The sequence below is a fragment of the Leclercia barmai genome (genome assembly GCF_049312895.1).
Lineage (GTDB): Bacteria > Pseudomonadota > Gammaproteobacteria > Enterobacterales > Enterobacteriaceae > Enterobacter > Enterobacter barmai.
The window spans coordinates 93,633-108,656 of sequence record NZ_JBMNWZ010000004.1 but is presented as its reverse complement, the minus strand read 5'-3'; the positions used below and the strand labels follow the sequence as shown (position 1 = coordinate 108,656).

Sequence of the window (15,024 nt, the reverse complement as noted above, 5' to 3'; positions counted from 1 at the left end):
GCTTAACCTCTTTTACGTCGCCAGGCAGGTGCGCTCTGCGGCTTAGGAGGGGCCTCCTGAAGCATCATTACGGCACTTGCGAACTCTTTCATTACCCTGCGGTAAACGTCGCGCTTAAATGACACGACCTGACGAACGGGATACCAGTAGCTGACCCAGCGCCAGCCATCGAACTCCGGCGTGCTGCTGGTTTGCATATTGATATCCGCATCGCTGCTCACCAATTGCAGAAGAAACCATTTCTGTTTCTGGCCGATACATACCGGCTTTGTGTCCCAACGCACCAAACGCTTCGGTAACTTGTAACGCAACCAGTTGCGGGTCGAAGCCAGAATGCGGACATCCTTGCGGCTTAAGCCAACTTCTTCGAACAGCTCCCGATACATCGCTTGCTCTGCGGACTCTCCCGGGTTAATCCCCCCTTGGGGAAATTGCCAGGAGTGCTGACCATATCGCCGGGCCCACATTACCTGACCCTGGCGATTACAAATTACGATACCTACATTCGGGCGGTAGCCATCGTCATCAATCACCGGACTACCCCAAAACTAAACCTTATATATAAACGATTGTTTCACACTCCAGAGAGGCGGTAAACCACTCTCTTTGTGGCCTGGAGCCTAATAACATTTGAATAACTCACAATTATCAGCTGAGTTATAAACAGATGACCGCTCAAAAGGGCAATTTTATTCACTTTTTCTGTGGATAGAGTTGTGAAGAAGTGTGGAATTACCGATGGACAACCCAGATCACTCTGAATATTGCAGAGATTAGCGATTTTTACAACTCTCTATATTTCATGTGGTTAAATTATGAATTGTGTGAAATACACAGCATAGTGTGATGCAGGTCACCAGAAAGATCCTGGAGCTGATGAAAGATCGAACAACGTTGATTTTATCCACAGATTGTGCCAATAAGTTAGGCACATTTTGTCTGATTTTTCGATTTTCGTCCCACGTCAAGGCTGTAAATGGAAACAGTAGTAGGGGTTATTCCCAGTTATCCCATTTTTCTGTGGATAAGTGGGTGTAAGATCCTGTTTATTGTCAGTGACCAGTTTTGGACAACCGGGATATCCACTTAGCAGCATAGCGAACAAAAGCAATAAAAATACATATAAATCATTCACCTGGCGCATGCAAAAAGAAAAAGATAAACTCTCCCTGTGCGGTGGAAAACTGCTGTTCATTTTTTAACCAAAAGGCAATAACCATGCTCCCCCTGGCTCCCCTGACTTCTCCCCCTGCATCCGAAGCGGTGTTACTGCAACAGGCGCAGCGCCTGGCGGGATACTCGCTGGGTGAACTCGCCGCTCTGGCTGGCCTGCCCATTCCTCCCGATCTCAGGCGTGATAAAGGATGGACGGGCGTGCTGCTGGAGCTATGGCTGGGGGCCAGCGCGGGCAGTAAACCTGAACAGGATTTTGCCGCGCTGGGTGTTGAGCTGAAGACCATTCCCATCGACAGCGCGGGCCGTCCGCTGGAGACGACGTTTGTCTGCGTGGCACCGTTAACCGGCAATACGGGCATCACCTGGGAGAGCAGTCACGTGCGCCATAAGCTGAAGCGCGTGCTGTGGATCCCGGTCGAAGGGGATCGCGCGATCCCACTGGCCGATCGCCGCGTCGGAGCGCCGTTGATCTGGAGCCCGGACGAAGAGGAAGATCGTCAGCTGCGTCTGGACTGGGAAGAGTTAATGGACATGATCGTGCTGGGCCAGGTTGAACGCATCACCGCCCGCCACGGCGAAGTGCTTCAGCTACGGCCAAAAGCCGCCAACAGCAAAGCCCTCACCGAAGCCATCGGCGCGCGTGGCGAACCGATCCTCACCCTGCCCCGGGGCTTTTATTTGAAAAAGAACTTCACGGGGGCGTTGCTGGCGCGTCATTTTTTACTGAATACGTAACTTTTTAAACGGAATCTTGCCGTTTATCACATATTTGCCTGTTTTTTCAGATTTCACCGCTTTCAGAAAACCCTCTGCGGAGTTATTACTACACTAAGATGAGATACAAGCCAGGTGGAGGTCATAAAGATGAAAAAATGGGCAGTAATAATCTCGGCTGTTGGTTTAGCGTTTGCCGTTTCAGGTTGTAGCAGCGATTACGTCATGGCCACAAAAGATGGTCGCATGATCCTGACCGACGGCAAACCCGAAGTCGACGATGATACCGGGCTGGTCAGCTACCGCGATCAGCAGGGTAACAATATGCAGATTAACCGCGACGAAGTTTCCCAGATTATCGAAAGATAGTAAGAAAGGTCAGCAGCTTGCTGGCCTTTTGATTTTTCGCTTCCTCTCTGTCATGTTTATATTCCTTTGTCGGGAGTTTCCTGACGCAGTTAACATGTCTAATAAGGAAGCCGGCTATGAATTATCACCGTATCCCCCATAGCGCTCTTGAGATAAGCCAACTGGGGTTGGGCACGATGACATTTGGTGAACAAAATAGCGAAGCCGATGCCCATGCACAACTCGATTACGCCGTCAGCCAGGGCATTAACCTGATTGACGTGGCAGAGATGTACCCGGTCCCGCCGCGCCCGGAAACCCAGGGATTAACCGAAACTTACGTTGGCAACTGGCTGGCAAAACGCGGTAACCGCGAAAAGCTGGTGGTGGCCTCCAAGGTCAGCGGACCGTCCCGCAATAACGACAGCGGCATTCGCCCGAATCAGATCCTCGACCGTAAAAACATTCGCGCCGCGCTGGACGCCAGCCTGACGCGTCTGCAGACCGATTATCTCGACCTCTATCAGGTTCACTGGCCGCAGCGCGCGACAAACTGCTTTGGCAAGCTGGGCTACAGCTGGAGCGACAGCGCCCCCGTCGTCACCCTGCTGGAAACGCTGGAAGCGTTAACCGAGTGCCAGCGCGCGGGCAAAATCCGCTACATCGGCGTCTCTAACGAAACGGCGTTTGGCGTGATGCGTTATCTGCACCTGGCGGACAAACACGATCTGCCGCGCATTGTCACCATTCAGAACCCGTACAGCCTGCTGAACCGCAGCTATGAGGTGGGTCTGGCGGAAGTGAGCCAGTATGAAGGCGTTGAGCTGCTGGCGTACTCCTGCCTCGGCTTTGGCACCCTGACCGGTAAATATCTGAACGGTGCAAAACCAGCGGGCGCGCGTAATACCCTGTTCAGCCGCTTTACCCGTTACAGCGGTGAGCAGACGCAAAAAGCAGTGGCGGCCTATGTGGATATCGCGAAACGTCACGGGCTGGATCCGGCGCAGATGGCGCTGGCGTTTGTACGCCGTCAGCCGTTTGTTGCCAGCACCCTGCTGGGCGCGACCACCATGGAGCAGCTGAAAACCAACGTCGAAAGCTTCCATCTGGAGCTGAGCGAAGAGGTATTAGCGGAGATTGAAGCGGTGCATCAGGTGTATACCTACCCGGCACCGTGATAAACGCTACGTAGGTCGGGTAAGGCGAAGCCGCCACCCGACAAATCGCTCCGATGCCGCATAATCGCCCGGCGGCGCTTTGCTTGCCGGGCCTACAAGGTCAAAATCACCGCCGACGCTGCCACACCCACAGTGCCGCAATCGCCAGCGCAAACAGGCCGCCAAACCCGACGCCAATGCCCACCACCGGCACACCCACTTTTACCGCCAGCGAGTAAAGCCCGAGCATCAACAGCATGGCGGCGTTTTCGCCGAGGTTTTGTACTGCAATGGCGTTCCCTGCCCCGACGGTATGCTTCCCGCGCTCCTGCAGCAGCGCATTCAGCGGCACCACAAAGAAGCCGCCGCAGATCCCCATCAGGAACAGCAGCGCATAGGCGGGTAACAGCGCATGTTGCAGGGCAAAGATCAGTACCATCACACCAATCAGGATCCCGGCGGGCATGCAGCGGGCCACGTTTTGCAGCGTCACCAGTTTTGCCGCCGCCCCGGCACCCAACACGATCCCCACCGCCACCATGGCGTTGAGATAGGTTGGCGTGGCGTTATCGGTGATCCCCAGTGCCGTCGGCACCCACAGCACCAGCAGGAAGCGCAGCGTGACGCCCGCACCCCAGAACATGCTGGTGCCCAGCAGCGAGAAGCGGGTTTCGCCGTTATGCCACAGTACGCGACAGGCGTTAAAGAAGCTGGCGGTCATCGGCGTAAAGCGCCAGGACTGTCCCGGACGCGCCGCCGGCAGCTTCGGGATAAACAGGTTGGCGATCACCGCCCCGGCATACATCAGGGTGCAAACGCCCAGCGCCGCCAGCACGTGCCAGTCGGCAAGCACGCCGCCCGCCATCGAGCCCAGCAGGATCGCCGCAATGGTCGAGGCCTCCATCAGCCCGTTAGCTTTAACCAGCTTATCCCCGGTGGTGAGCTCCCCCAGGATGCCGTACTTGGCTGGTGAGTAGGAGGCCGCTCCGATCCCCACCAGCGTGTAGCCAATGAACGGATTCACGCCGAAGCAGATGCTGGCCGCCCCCAGCAGTTTCAGGCTGTTGGCAAACATCATCACCCGCCCTTTGGCGAAGCTGTCCGCCACCTGGCCGACAAAGGGGGCAAAAATGATGTAAGCGCCCACAAACACCATCTGCAGGATCGGCTGGCTCCAGTCCGGGTAAAACTGAGATTTCAGCAGCGCCAGAGTGGCAAACAGCAGCGCGTTATCACCAAAGGCAGAGAGGAACTGGGCGGCGGTTACCGCCATCATCCCTCTCGACCAGATGGAGGTGTTAGTGGGTACTGACTCACTCATTATGCGACTCCGCCTGATCAACCATGCCTTTGAGGGTGACAAAGTCCGGTTTACCGCTGCCCAATACCGGAAGTTGCTTGAGATAACGAATATCGCGCGGCACGGCCAGCTCAGGGATGCCATGTTCACGCGCATGCTGCAGAAGCTGCTCGCGTTTCAGCTCGCTGTCGGTGGTAAAAAGCACCAGCGCTTCACCTTTGCTGGCATCGGCTTTCACCGCGGTGGCGTGCATTTTGTCAGGCGATACGGCCATCGCCAGCTGTTCGACCATCTCCAGCGACACCATTTCACCGGCGATTTTGGCGAAGCGCCTGGCGCGGCCCTGGATCTGCACGTAGCCCTGCTCATCAAAGCGCACGATATCGCCGGTGTCGTACCAGCCGGTTTCCACTTCGCCGTTGATGTTTTCCGCCGTCGGCGCTTCCAGCACGCCAGGGTTTTCCACCCGCAGGTAGCCGTTCATGACGTTCGGCCCTTTCAGCTGCAGGCGTCCGCCCTCTTCAATACCCGGTACGGCCAGCAGACGCGCGTCCATCCCCGGCAGAATGCGCCCGACGGTGCCGGGTTTTGCCGCCATCGGCACGTTAATGGAGACCACCGGCGCGCACTCGGTCACGCCGTAGCCTTCCAGAATGCGCAGGCCAAACTTGTCCTGCCACAGCTGGCGGGTGCTCTCCTGCAGTTTTTCCGCCCCGGCCACCACGTAGCGCACGCGATGGAAATCATACGGATTGGCAAAGCGGGCGTAGTTGCCGAGGAACGTCGAGGTGCCGAAGATCACCGTGCAGTTCCGATCGTAGGTCAGCTCCGGCACGATGCGGTAGTGCAGCGGGCTCGGGTAGAGGAACACTTCGGCACCGGTCAGCAGCGGCGTGAACAGCCCCACCGTCAGGCCAAAGGAGTGGAACAGCGGCAGCGCCGACATAAAGCGATCCCGGGCAGTAAAATCGGCGATGGTTTTAATCTGTTCGACGTTAGCCAGCAGGCTTTTATGGCTGTGAACCACCCCTTTCGGATTCCCCTCCGAGCCGGAGGTAAACAGGATCACGGCCGCATCTTCCGGCTGCTGCTTCACCTGCGCCAGATGCGGCGCCAGCAGGTGGGCAAAAATCCACAGCTTGTCACCGGTGGTTACTTCCGCCTTAAGATCTTCGAGGAATACCCAGCGCACCTGGGTGAGCTGCTCCGGCAGATGCCAGAGTTTGCCTTTATCGAGGAAGGTGCGGGAGGTGAACACGGTGTTGATCTGCGCGGCGGTGATGGCGCTACTGAGCCCTTTCACCCCTGCGGTGTAGTTGAGCATCGCCGGAATACGTCCGCGGGAGACGGCACCAAAAATAACTGCCGCGCTAATCCCTGCGTTTGGCAACATCAGGCCGATCTTCTCCCCTTGCTGGCTGTATTTCTCAAGGATGCGGCCAACAAACAGCGTTTTGGTCAATAGCTTGCGATAGGTATCGGGGGCAAAATTAATGTCGTCGATGCAGTTCTTCTTCGCCCCGTAACGGTACATCGCCGACAGCAGCGATTCATACAGCGTTTCGCGCGGGCGCACCGCCATCCGGGCTTCCATCATGATCTGGTGGAGCATCTCACCGGCGATTTTACGCCGGTCGCGGGCGCGTGGCGCGTCGGGCATCGGCAGGGTGGTTGGTGGCAGCAGGTGAAGGGTGATGCGCGGGAACATGCGCTGTTTTACCAGCCCTTTCAGGCGGCTGAAAAAGGTAAGCTCCGCGCCTTCAATACGCAGCGGCACCACCGTCGCCCCGGATTTCGCCGCCACGAAGCCTGCGCCGTCATAGATTTTCATCAGCGAGCCGGTGATCGAGATCCGTCCTTCCGGGAAGATCACCACCGGACGCCCCTGGCCAATCAGACGCACCAGATGTTTGATCATCATCGGTTTGGTCGGGTCGAGCGGAACGAAATCAATGAGTTTTGTCAGCCAGCGCATGTACCACTGCTGGCTCACAGAGGTGTAGACCGCAAACACCGGGCGCACGGGTAAAAAGAGCGCCAGCAGAATGCCGTCTATAAAGGAGACGTGGTTAGGAGTAATAAGAACACGTTCCGCGTGCAGTGCATGGGTGTCGCCAGTCAGACGGACGCGAAACAGAATTCGAAATAAGGTGCGGAAAAACCCAAATAGCATGTCAACTTCCTTTGCCTTTCAATGAGTAGGGTTACGGTAAATTGTGGCAGATTACACGAGAAGTGCGGTGGGAGCGACAGCCGGATAGAGACAAAAAAAAACCTGCGCATCTGCGCAGGTTGGTGCAAGAGATGAGTACGCAGTACGTACTAAGAATTCTCACCAATCAATACCTCTGGGATCTCAACTGTAGCAACGGGGGTTAATTCCCTGCCAGCAGACAATCGCAACAGCCTGAGGCAAAGTGTAACCAAAGATTCAAATTCACCCGCGTCTGTCACGCTTCGCTGTGTAACGATTACACACTTTCAGATTACGTTTATCACCTTTGTGAATTGCCTCACCGCCCTGCGCTTGAATACACCTCACTTTTCCGCAACACTATTTGATGTGTAAACGCTTACCCCAACAAGAAGGTAGAGAATGGCGACTATTAAGGATGTGGCCCGAATGGCGGGTGTTTCCGTCGCCACGGTTTCGCGCGTTATCAATAACTCCCCTAAAGCCAGTGAAACCTCCCGCCAGGCGGTGCTGACCGCCATGGAGTCCCTGAACTATCACCCCAACGCTAACGCCCGCGCGCTGGCTCAGCAGTCCACCGATACCGTCGGGCTGGTGGTGGGCGATGTCTCCGATCCCTTTTTCGGCGCGATGGTGAAAGCCGTCGAGCAGGTGGCCTACCAGACCGGCAACTTCCTGCTGATCGGCAATGGCTACCACAATGAGCAGAAAGAGCGGCAGGCGATTGAACAGCTGATCCGCCATCGTTGCGCGGCGCTGGTGGTGCATGCCAAAAAGCTGTCGGATGAGGAGCTGGTGCATCTGATGAAGCAGATCCCCGGCATGGTGATTGTGAACCGCATTATTCCCGGCTACGAGCAGCGCTGCGTGGCGCTGGACGATCGCTATGGCGCCTGGCTTGCCACCCGACACTTGATCCAACAGGGGCATACCCGCATCGGCTACCTCTGCTCTAACCATCCCATTTCCGACGCCGAAGACCGGCTACAGGGTTACTACGATGCGCTGCGCGAAAACGACATTCCCTGCAACGATCGCCTGGTCACCTACGGGGAACCCGACGAGCGCGGCGGCGAGCAGGCGATGACCGAGCTGCTGGGGCGCGGACGTAACTTTACGGCGATCGCCTGTTACAACGACTCGATGGCCGCCGGGGCGATGGGGGTGCTGAACGATAACGGGATTGACGTGCCGGGGGATATTTCGCTGATCGGCTTCGATGACATTCTGATCTCGCGCTACGTGCGACCGCGCCTGACCACGGTGCGCTACCCTATCGTCACCATGGCGACGCAGGCGGCGGAGCTCGCGCTATCCCTGGCGGATAAACGCCAGCCGCCGGAAATCACCCACCTCTTCAGCCCGACGCTGGTGCGTCGTCACTCCGTTGTGCCGCCGGCCGAGTCGGCCAGCGAATAGCGGTAGAGATGCACGGTTTTGTCCGGGTATTCCAGACCGTCGCCGATGTAGTGCCAGCCGTAGCGCTCATAAAAATCGCGGCAGGCGGACCAGAGATGCAACTCGCGATACCCGAGCCCTGCGGCATGGGCCTGCACGTGCCGCTGTAATTTCCCCGCCAGCCCCTGCCCGCGCGCGGCGTCGTCAACGTACAGCGCCGCCAGCCAGGGGCAGAGATCCTGGCGAGTGATTAGATCGCAGCGCCATAGCCCCACCGTGCCGAGCAGGCGTTCGCCCTCGGTGGCAATAAAGGTGAGCGGCAGCGCGCCAGGGGTCTGGCTGTGGTTCACAATGCTTTCGAAAAACGCGCGCGGCACGCCGTCGCCAAAGGCCTGCCACTGCCAGTCGATCACCTGCTCCGCGTGCTGCGGGGCGGCGTACAGCGGCTGGATATTCACACCGGTTTCCCTTGAAAAATGGGAACCGAATCAAAAAGATAACCGTCAAAGTCCGGGGCGTCCTCGTCGGAGAGCTCCAGCAGGCTCTTTTTGACATTTTCCAGATGCTGGAACATCGCCTGCCAGGCCCCCATCACGTCGCGACGGCGCAGGGCGGCGAGAATGGTCTGACGGTCGCCCAGCCACTTCAGGCGATAGGCCCGGCTGGCAATGTGGGCATTAAACTGCTGCCAGAGCGGGCTGCTGTCCATGTTGTGCCAGACGCTTTCGACGGTCGCCAGCAGCATCTGATTCTGCGTGGCCCCCGCCAGCACCAGATGGAACATCTTGCTGTTGTCCTGGCTATTATCGTTGGCGGCGATGGCCCGCTGCTCCTGCTCGATGATGCGTCGCAGGTTGTCGATGTCTGCCCGGGTCGCCATCTTCGCGGCAAAGGCGGCAATGTTGCTTTCCAGCAGCTGGCGCGCCTGCAGGATCTCGAACGGGCCGACGTCGCTTGTTAACAGGCGCTCTTCCTCGTTCTCGTGCTCTTCGGGGATGCGCATCACGTAGACCCCGGAACCCTGGCGAATATCCACGGTGCCCTGCAGCTCCAGCATCAGCAGCGCCTCACGCACGATGGTACGGCTGACGCCGTAGGTTTCCGCGATATTGCGCTCCGGCGGCAGACGTGAGCCCACGGGATAGTGCCCCTGGATGATCTGGGCGCGTAAATCCTCGCCAATCTCCTGGTACTGCTTCTTTTCCGCCGGGACGACAGCCTTATCCACGTTATCACCTGTACTCTGAGTTAATGCGCGGGCCGGGCATCCTCCCGGCCAGTTTGGGCACTATGTTAGCAGAATCGTCGCGATCTTCGCCTACTTCCATTCATCGTCGATGGTCAGGGTCAGCACGCGCTCATCGCGCAGTTGCCGGAACCAGCTGGCCGATTTTTTGGCGCGTCGGACGCGGTTGTCCGCCAGATCGATCTCAATCAGACCGTAGCGGTTTTTAAAGGCGTTCATCGGCGAGACGTTATCGGTGAAGGCCCACAGCATGTAGCCGTGGCAGTTGGCCCCCTCCTCCCGCGCCAGCAGCGTGTAATAGAGATGTTCGCTGATGAAGTTAATGCGGTAGTTATCCTCAATCACCCCGTCGCTGTTGCGGTACTGGCCTTCGTTTTCGACCCCCATTCCGCTTTCAGCAACGAACCAGTCGATGTTGCGGTAGTCGTTTTTGATGCGCATCGCCATGTCGTAAATGATGCGCGGGGCGATCTCCCACCCGCGGGAGGTGTTCATCCGCCGCCCCGGGAGCTCAAACGGCTCGTAGTAGTACGCCGGATGGAACGGCGTGTCGGGATGCCAGGCCCGGGACGGGGCCTTCACCCGGTGCGGGTAATAGAGGTTGATCCCCAGTTCATCGACGGTGTTGGCGGCAATCAGGGCCAGCTCGTTGTCGCTGTACTCCCACTGCACCTGATGTTTTTCCAGCAGGGTGAAGAGTTCCTGCGGATAGCGTCCGTGCACCAGCGGATCGAGGAACACCCGGTTGTAGAACAGGTCGTAAATCTCCGCGGCCTTCACGTCGTGGGCGGCGCGGGAACGGGGATAGGTCACTTCCGGGTTAAGAATGCAGCCCACCGTGCCGCGATAGCCCTTCTCGCGGAACAGCTTCACCGCCTTCGCCGTGGCCAGCACCTTGTGGTGGTTCCACTGCATCCAGGTGTGGGTATTCTGCTCATAGGGCCAGCGCAGGGCGTCAAGGTAGACCCGGGTCTGGACCACAATCGGCTCGTTAAAGGTAAACCAGCGCGTCACCACCTGGTGATAGCGGGCAAAGACCTTTTCGGCGTAGCGGGTGAACAGCTCCACCACGTGCTTCGATGCCCAGCCGCCGTAGGTTTCCAGCAGGGTGCCCGGCAGCTCGTAGTGTTCGAGGCAGATCATCGGCTCAATGCCCTGACGGTGCATCTCGGCGAACAGGGCGTCGTAATACGCGGCGTACTCCTCATCCACCGTCGCGTTTTCATAGTCGGTGAGAAAACGCGACCAGTTGATGGAGGTGCGGTAGTGGGTCAGCCCGGCCTGCTTCATCAGCGCCACGTCTTCACGGAAACGGTTGATGAAATCGGTCGCCACCGCCGGGCCGTAGCCGTTATGCCACACCTGACGATCGTTTTTGTACCAGAGGTCGATCCAGGAGTCCTGCCCGGCTTTTTTGCCGCTCCAGCCCTCGGTTTGCCAGGCGGAGGCCGCCGCCCCGAGGATAAAGTCCCCGGGGATAGTCATCTGTTTAATGCTCATGCGTTATTCGTCGCCTCCTGATTTGCAGCCTGAATCGCGGCCTGTTCCGCACGGCGTGATGCGATCTTCACGAACGGCAGATAGATAAGCACGGCGGTGATGATGCAGATACCCTGGGTGATCACCGCCCCCATCGAACCAGCGGTTGAGAGCCAGGCGTTGATCAGCGGCGGCGTGGTCCAGGGCACCATCACCACGGCTTTGCCGGCAAAACCGGTGACGGTGGCGAAGTAGCCGATGGAGCCGGTCACCAGCGGGGTGATGATGAACGGGATCGCCAGAATCGGGTTGAGCATGATTGGCATACCGAAGATCACCGGCTCGTTGATGTTAAAGATCCCCGGGCCGATAGAGAGCTTGGCGATCTCCTTCATCTCTTTGCGTTTGGTGCCGATCATCACCGCGATCAGCAGGCCGATGGTTAAGCCCGAACCGCCGATGCTCATGTACACATCCCAGAACGGCATGGTGATGATGTTCGGGATCTCTTTTCCCTGCTCAAAGGCGCTCATGTTGACGGTGATCGCCCCCAGCAGCAGTGGCTCGCGGATCGGTTTGATCATCTGATTGCCGTGGATCCCAATCACCCAGAACAGCTGGGCGACGAACATCAGCAGCAGAATGCCCGGCAGGCTTTGCACTACGCGCTCCAGCGGCTGCTGCACCACCTGGTATACCGCATCGTAGAGGTACATGCCGGTGACCTGATGGAACACAAAGCCGAAGGTGGCGATGGTGGTGGTGGTGATGATCGCCGGGATCAGCGCCGAGAACGAGGCCGACACGTTAGGCGGGACGGTGTCCGGCATCTTGATTTTCAGTCCCGGACGCCCCTCCAGCCAGCAGTAAATCTCCACCGACAGGATGGCGATAAACATGCCGAGGAACAGGCTGCGGGTATCAGAGAACTGGCGCAGGAGCACATCTTTGACCATGTGCATTTCACCATCGACCATCATCTCAACGGTAGTCGGGGTAACGCAGATAAAGCAGATCACCGCCAGCAGGCCGGGGAACAGCGACTTGATGCCGTTAATACGCCCGAGCTCAATACCGATCAGGAACACGGCCCCGATATTGAGGAAGTTAAGCGTGGCGTAGTTCAGGGCGCTGGTGATGGGTTTCAGCGCGGCCAGAAAAGAGAGCGACTGGAAACTGGCTAAGCCGTTCTTTGGATCCAGCACCATGTTGGAGATCAGCACCGAAAATGCGCCAACAATGATGACCGGCATTAAGGTGATGAAGGCGGACTTTATCGCCATGATATAGCGATAACTGTTGAACTTCGTGGCGAAACTGCCCAGAGAGTTGATCAGTTTTTCCTGTAATGCCATGGGGTAATACCTCAGTAAAAGGGCCTTTATTGGGATAAGGTGTTCAGCCGGCTTCTATTGGCATACCAAAAATAGCTTCTGGTGAAGATTTGTTCTGTGATTAAGCTCCCAACGCGTTAAGAGGTATCCCGGAGTGTGAATTATCGCCACTTTGGTATGCCACTTTTGCCCGGTACGCTACCCGTAACCAGAAAGCGTGATCCTGATGGGGGTTTTCCCCCTCCCGCCCGGCTTATGCCCCTGAACGTCTGTGATAAACTTCGGTGCATAACGTGGAAGCAGGAATAGCGAATGGCAACAATGCTGGATGTCTCACTGCGCGCGGGCGTGTCGAAAGCCACGGTGTCGCGCGTACTGAACGGCACAGGTCAGGTAAAAGAGAGCACCCGTCAGCAGGTCTTTAACGCGATGGAAGAGCTGGGCTATCGTCCCAACTTCCTGGCGCGATCCCTGGCGAACCGGACCAGCAACAGCATTGGTCTGGTGGTCTCGACCTTTGACGGTTTTTACTTTGGTCGCCTGCTGCAGCAGGCCTCCCGACAGACAGAAACGCACGGGAAGCAGCTGATTGTCACCGACGGTCACGACACCCCGGAGCGGGAAGAGGAAGCGGTGCAGATGCTGGCCGACCGCCAGTGCGATGCCATCGTGCTCTACACCCGCTATATGAGCGAAAAAGCGATCATGAAGCTCATCAACAGCGTGCAGATGCCGCTTATCGTCATCAACCGTGACGTCAGCCAGGCGCGGGAGCGCTGCGTGTTCTTCGAGCAGCAGGAGGCGGCCTTCAACGCGGTGGAGTATCTGATAAGCCAGGGCCACCGGGAGATCGCCTGCATGACCGTGCCGATCCACACCCCTACCGGCAAGGCGCGGCTGATGGGCTATCGCCAGGCGCTGGAAAAGCACGGTATTCCCTGGGATGAAAACCGGGTGAAGTATGGCGATTCGGGGATGACGCGCGGGTACGAGCTGTGTCAGGAGCTGCTGAACGAGAAGGTGCCTTTCAGCGCCCTGTTTGCCTGTAACGACGATATGGCGCTGGGCTCGTCGAAAGCGCTGCACCAGGCGGGGCTGCGCATTCCTGAAGACGTGTCGCTGTTCGGCTTCGACGACGCGCCGTGCGCGAAGTGGCTGGAACCGGCGCTCTCAACCGTCTATCTGCCTATCGATAACATGATCACGACCGCTATCGATCAGGCCATCCGGCTGGTCAAAAGCGAGCCGATCGAAGCGATCCCGCCCTTTACCGGCACGCTGGTGTTACGCGATTCGGTGGCGACGGGACCCTGGTTCGATCAGAACAGTTCGAGGGCGAGCAGTTCCTGAATGGTCTGGCGGCGGCGGATCAGACGCGCCACGCCGTTATCAAACAGCACTTCCGGCAGCAGCGGACGGCTGTTGTAGTTGGATGACATGGACGCGCCGTACGCGCCGGTATCGTGCAGCACCAGGTAATCACCCGGCACGACCGGCGGCAGCGCGCGGGTTTCCACTTTCCCGCCCTCCTGCTGGGTAAACACATCCCCGGATTCGCACAGCGGACCGGCGACCACCGTTTCCACTGATTCAGCCTGGGTTAAATCGCGGCCGTCGGCGGCCAGCGCCGTAATGTGGTGATAGCTGCCGTACATCGCCGGGCGCATCAGATCGTTGAAGCCCGCGTCGATCAGCACGAAGTGACGGCTGCCCATCGCCTTCACGCTGCGCACCTGGGATACCAGCACGCCGGATTCCGCCACCAGGAAGCGGCCCGGTTCGATCTCCAGTTTCACCGCATGGCCCAGATGGGCGGCAATTTTGTCGCGCGCGCCGTTCCACAGGCCGTAGTAGTGATCGGTATCGATCGCCTCTTCCCCTTCGCGATACGGGATCGACAAACCGCCACCGGCGGAGATCGCCTCCAGATCCTGACCAAACTCAACCACCTGGCGCACCATCGCGCCGCACACCTGCTCAAGGTGACCGTAGTCCACGCCGGAGCCAATGTGCATATGAATTCCCACCAGCTTCAGGCTGTAGCGCTGCAGAACCTCCAGCGCGGCAGGCAGATCGCTGTACCAGATGCCGTGTTTGCTGTTCTCGCCGCCGGTGTTGGTCTTCTGGCTGTGGCCGTGACCAAAGCCCGGGTTAACGCGCAGCCAGACGCGGTGGCCCGGCGAAACCTGGCCCAGCTGCTCCAGCATATCCACGGAACCGGCGTTGACCGGGATCTGCAGCTCGTGCACCCGGGCCAGGGTGGCGCTGTCGATCAGGTCAGCGGTAAAGACAATCGCATCGCTGTCGGCCTTTGGATCATAGCCCGCCGCCAGCGCACGCTCGATTTCACCCAGCGACACGGAGTCGACCTTCACCCCCTGCTCGCGCATCAGGCGCAGAATATGGATGTTGGAGCAGGCTTTCTGGGCAAAACGCACCACGTCAAACTGATGCAGGGCCGCAATCTTGTCGCGAATAATCTGCGCGTCGTAAACCCAGACGGGGCAGCCAAACTCCGCAGGCAGGCGCAGCAGATTGTCGGCATTGAGGCAGGTATCGGTGTTGTTCAGCGGGCGTGGCATGGTGCTCTCCGGGAATTCAATTTTTTATGATTACGCCACAGCGCGAAGAGAATAAAAAATATCGTTTTATCGCCAGTCTATGCAAAAATGATATGG

The 15,024-nt window shown here is 58.0% G+C and carries 13 protein-coding genes and 1 pseudogene; 6 read left to right on the top strand and 8 right to left on the bottom strand.

Features of this window, described 5'->3' with window-relative positions:
* Nucleotides 1-2 precede the first annotated feature (2 nt).
* Nucleotides 3-533: an RNA pyrophosphohydrolase gene (gene rppH / locus ACOYA6_RS16285; RefSeq protein ID WP_032613763.1), complete on the bottom strand. Its 531-nt coding sequence runs from the start codon at nt 531-533 to the stop codon at nt 3-5.
* 443 nt (nt 534-976) lie between these two features.
* On the opposite strand from rppH, the pseudogene ACOYA6_RS16280 reads away from it, so the two are divergent.
* From ACOYA6_RS16280 to ACOYA6_RS16265, 4 genes and pseudogenes are all read left to right on the top strand, one after another.
* Nucleotides 977-1,075, top strand: a pseudogene (locus ACOYA6_RS16280) (hypothetical protein); the annotation flags it as partial.
* Between the two features lie 143 nt (nt 1,076-1,218).
* Nucleotides 1,219-1,911, top strand: a complete 693-nt coding sequence (gene mutH / locus ACOYA6_RS16275; RefSeq protein WP_138370526.1) for a DNA mismatch repair endonuclease MutH — start codon at nt 1,219-1,221, stop codon at nt 1,909-1,911.
* 129 nt (nt 1,912-2,040) lie between these two features.
* On the top strand, nt 2,041-2,259 hold the full coding sequence (locus tag ACOYA6_RS16270) for a YgdI/YgdR family lipoprotein (protein WP_039029896.1): 219 nt from the start codon (nt 2,041-2,043) through the stop codon (nt 2,257-2,259).
* 116 nt (nt 2,260-2,375) lie between these two features.
* Nucleotides 2,376-3,416, top strand: coding sequence for an NADP(H)-dependent aldo-keto reductase (locus tag ACOYA6_RS16265; RefSeq protein ID WP_422655009.1), 1,041 nt, complete (start codon nt 2,376-2,378; stop codon nt 3,414-3,416).
* A gap of 106 nt (nt 3,417-3,522) precedes the next feature.
* Here the strand turns inward: ACOYA6_RS16265 and lplT are convergent, their stop codons facing one another.
* Nucleotides 3,523-4,716 (bottom strand): lysophospholipid transporter LplT, encoded by a 1,194-nt coding sequence (gene lplT, locus ACOYA6_RS16260; protein WP_422655008.1) that lies wholly within the window; start codon nt 4,714-4,716, stop codon nt 3,523-3,525.
* Nucleotides 4,709-6,868 carry a bifunctional acyl-ACP--phospholipid O-acyltransferase/long-chain-fatty-acid--ACP ligase gene (aas, locus tag ACOYA6_RS16255; RefSeq protein WP_422655007.1) on the bottom strand — a complete coding sequence of 720 codons (2,160 nt, stop codon included), beginning with the start codon at nt 6,866-6,868 and terminating at the stop codon, nt 4,709-4,711. Before aas ends, lplT begins: the two co-directional genes overlap by 8 nt.
* A gap of 423 nt (nt 6,869-7,291) precedes the next feature.
* On the opposite strand from aas, the gene galR reads away from it, so the two are divergent.
* Nucleotides 7,292-8,308, top strand: a complete 1,017-nt coding sequence (gene galR / locus ACOYA6_RS16250; RefSeq protein WP_039029892.1) for an HTH-type transcriptional regulator GalR — start codon at nt 7,292-7,294, stop codon at nt 8,306-8,308.
* Here galR and ACOYA6_RS16245 read toward each other — a convergent pair.
* The 4 genes from ACOYA6_RS16245 to ACOYA6_RS16230 form a co-directional block, all read right to left on the bottom strand.
* On the bottom strand, nt 8,269-8,745 hold the full coding sequence (locus ACOYA6_RS16245; RefSeq protein ID WP_039029891.1) for a GNAT family N-acetyltransferase: 477 nt from the start codon (nt 8,743-8,745) through the stop codon (nt 8,269-8,271). The two genes, galR and ACOYA6_RS16245, sit on opposite strands and share 40 nt — an antisense overlap.
* Nucleotides 8,742-9,515 carry a GntR family transcriptional regulator gene (locus ACOYA6_RS16240; RefSeq protein WP_039029890.1) on the bottom strand — a complete coding sequence of 258 codons (774 nt, stop codon included), beginning with the start codon at nt 9,513-9,515 and terminating at the stop codon, nt 8,742-8,744. Before ACOYA6_RS16240 ends, ACOYA6_RS16245 begins: the two co-directional genes overlap by 4 nt.
* A gap of 90 nt (nt 9,516-9,605) precedes the next feature.
* Entirely contained in the window at nt 9,606-11,033 is a 1,428-nt protein-coding gene (locus ACOYA6_RS16235; RefSeq protein ID WP_422655006.1) for a glycoside hydrolase family 1 protein, read from the bottom strand.
* Nucleotides 11,030-12,367 carry a PTS sugar transporter subunit IIC gene (locus tag ACOYA6_RS16230; RefSeq protein WP_039029888.1) on the bottom strand — a complete coding sequence of 446 codons (1,338 nt, stop codon included), beginning with the start codon at nt 12,365-12,367 and terminating at the stop codon, nt 11,030-11,032. The genes ACOYA6_RS16235 and ACOYA6_RS16230 overlap by 4 nt, the downstream gene beginning before the upstream one ends.
* 291 nt (nt 12,368-12,658) lie before the next feature.
* Here ACOYA6_RS16230 and ACOYA6_RS16225 point away from each other — a divergent pair, with 291 nt between their 5' ends.
* Complete coding sequence (locus ACOYA6_RS16225; RefSeq protein WP_039029887.1) at nt 12,659-13,696, top strand: LacI family DNA-binding transcriptional regulator; 1,038 nt, start codon at nt 12,659-12,661, stop codon at nt 13,694-13,696.
* Here ACOYA6_RS16225 and lysA read toward each other — a convergent pair.
* Nucleotides 13,666-14,928: a diaminopimelate decarboxylase gene (gene lysA, locus ACOYA6_RS16220; RefSeq protein ID WP_422655005.1), complete on the bottom strand. Its 1,263-nt coding sequence runs from the start codon at nt 14,926-14,928 to the stop codon at nt 13,666-13,668. The two genes, ACOYA6_RS16225 and lysA, sit on opposite strands and share 31 nt — an antisense overlap.
* Nucleotides 14,929-15,024: the final 96 nt, after the last annotated feature.